The sequence below is a fragment of the Deltaproteobacteria bacterium genome (assembly GCA_019309045.1).
Classification (GTDB): domain Bacteria; phylum Desulfobacterota; class Syntrophobacteria; order BM002; family BM002; genus JAFDGZ01.
Genome location: JAFDGZ010000186.1, coordinates 1 through 2,695 on the forward strand (window position 1 = coordinate 1; position 2,695 = coordinate 2,695).

The window sequence follows — 2,695 nt, forward strand, 5'->3', positions numbered from 1 at the left end:
CATCTTAGGTTTTGTGTTCACAAACCAAACAGTGTAGACGGAATCCGGCCGCAGTCCTCTCGCATGAATGCTCAAACCCTGTTCATCGAGAAAGGCAATGCCGCTCGCTCCTCGATGAGCCTCTGTTGCTGTTAGTGGGATTACCACTTCTGCTGCCCAGGGGGCTGTAGCATAGGCCAGCAGAACGGTTCCTATGGCAAGTACTAGTACGATCTTCTTGATATTCATATGGATCTCCTTGTCTTAATTGTTTTTTACAAACCAAAATCGAAACCTCTATGCAGCCAGTGAGGTTATCCCTTGGTCGATCGCCAGAGGAGATCCTTACAAAATATCTGTCTGTCGCAACTCATTCTCTGAGACCCTGCTCCAGTGCCTGCAGAAACCTTTCATAGCGCTCCCTGAGTCCTGCATCCTTGCTGGGCCTGAAGAACTTGCCTCGTCCTGGCTTCGGCCAGCGTTGCGGACATCCAGCTGCCAGCCAGGCAGCGCCGCGAACAGTGGCCTCTGTTTCCGCTGGACGATATACCACACGCCCGCTAAGATCCGCCAATCGTTGACAGAGGCCATTTACGCGGGCCAAACCACCACTGATCTGCAGCCGATTGACAGCAAGACCTGCCTCCTCCATAGTCTCCAGATTGGCATTCAGGAGAAAGAGGATACTCTCAGCAACAGCAACCGCTCTCTGCCAGGATTCACCAGTACCAATAAGAAAGGGTTCCGGACCAGCTTGCCACCAGGGCGAGCCAAGACCGCCTACGGTATTGACAAACACGGGTGGAGTTTCTGAACGAGCCAGCCAGGCGGATAGTTTTCTAGAAACATCTACAAGGTGCCACTTCTCCTCCGCCCACCGCAGAGCTGCGCCGGCCCCATTTACTGTACCCTCTATAAAATGCTCCACCTGTCCGTTGCTGCTATTTCCTAGACCTACCAGCAGCGCAGGGTGCCGAACGAGTTTGCTGCCAGTGGGTAGCAGTATGAAGGCGCCGGTGCCGATATTAATGATGGCTGTGTCCCTGGCTGGTCTGCCTAGACTGTAGAGAGCAGCATTCTGGTCACCATTTGCCACAGTCAGGGGAATGTCTGCCAGACACAAGCTTCCATATTTTGCTGATATTGGGCGACATTGGGGCAGCACTTCAGATGGGATGCCAAAAAGCTCGAGCAGCCATGGATCCCAGGTGCGTGTGGCAATATTCCACAGTTGAGTGCGGGAACCATTTGCCTGGTCCACCACAAAATGATGTTCCTGCAGCAGGTGAAACAGGAGAAAGCTGGCCAGGGGACCCATGGCGAGAGAGTTTTGTGAACTGGCCCGGCTTACCTCTGGAACGTTGTCCAGATACCAGCGCAGCTTACTGGCACCGTAATGTGGGGAAAGAGGCAAGCCGGTGCAATCTTTTATCTGGCGGGCATAGCCTGTATATCGCCGCAACCAGTCCGCTGAGCGTCGGTCCTGCCAGCTGAGCATGGGAGCAAGGGGTTTGCCGTTGCGCTTGTCCCAGGCCACCACGCTGGAGCGCTGCGTAGCCAGGCCCGCAGAACTCACTCCAACTTGCCGCACCACAGGACTATCTAACACTCTGGCTGCCACCTGCCGCACAGAATCGAGAATTTCAACTGCATCCTGCTCAACACAGTTGGAACCGCGTCTGATGAGAGACACTTCGCGAAAGGCTGCTGCTTGAATCCTTCCCCGCCGGTCTATTGCCATGGCCCGCGTCGCAAAGGTTCCCTGGTCAATGACCAGAATGAACCCCTGGTTTGCTCTACCTGAGTCTGTTTTTCCGCTCATAGTAATTCTCTATGGTTTGTTTCCATCACCCTAGCTTTCCCGGATTCTGTTTGTCAAGATAGCAGCAAAGGTGTAACCTTGAACTTCAGGACTGGCAGGCAAGCAAACAGGCATGGGCGGCTGCTCTGTTCCTTTGACAATTTCTGGATGAAAAGGTGATTTCCATGAAAGTTGCGGCTGTACAAATGGACATTCGCTGGCATGATCGTTCGGCAAACCTGGAAAAGGCTCGTACTCTCGCCCTGGAAGCCAGGAAAGCTGGAGCAGACCTTCTAATTTTCCCCGAAATGTTTTCCACCGGCTTTTCCATGGACACCTCGATCACGGCAGAGCCTCTCAACGGACCCACGCCTACACTGCTGCGCTCTCTTGGGCGTGAACTGCAGACCGTGGTGGTAGGTGGCTTTGTGCTTGCTTGTGAGCAAGGCAAACCTCAAAATGTGGTGCTCGCCGTGGACCAAGGGGGCAAAGATCTATCTCTTTATGCCAAGACTCACCTGATATCCATCTTGGGTGAATCCGATAATTACGCCCCCGGGGATGGACCAGCACCATTCCGCATCGATGGAATGGAGGCCTGCTGCTTTATCTGTTACGACCTTCGTTTCCCCGAGCTTTTCAGATCTGTAGCCGACAACTGCGGTCTGATTATCGTTGTGGCCTCATGGCCTGCTGAGCGCCAGAGCCACTGGGACATTCTTCTGCCAGCCAGAGCCGTGGAAAATCAATGCTATGTTGTGGGAGTCAACAGGGTTGGCCAGGGCGGCGGCCACACCTTTGCTGGTGGTTCGGCAATCATTGATCCTCTGGGACAAATCGTGGCGCACGGGGGTGAGAAGGAAATTCTCCTCATAGCTGATATAGACCCTTCAATCGTGGCGGAAGTCAGACAGA

General features: G+C 53.9%; 3 protein-coding genes. 1 reads left to right on the forward strand and 2 read right to left on the reverse strand.

The annotated features are described in order from the left end of the window. A partial coding sequence (locus JRI89_17535) for a hypothetical protein (GenBank protein MBW2073034.1) occupies nucleotides 1–228 on the reverse strand: 228 nt, incomplete at its 3' end. Between the two features lie 121 nt (nucleotides 229–349). Further along, complete coding sequence (locus JRI89_17540) at nucleotides 350–1,801, reverse strand: hypothetical protein (protein ID MBW2073035.1); 1,452 nt, start codon at nucleotides 1,799–1,801, stop codon at nucleotides 350–352. Nucleotides 1,802–1,965: 164 nt separating this feature from the next. Here JRI89_17540 and JRI89_17545 point away from each other — a divergent pair. Continuing rightward, nucleotides 1,966–2,695: carbon-nitrogen family hydrolase (locus tag JRI89_17545; protein MBW2073036.1), on the forward strand; the 730-nt coding region annotated here is incomplete at its 3' end.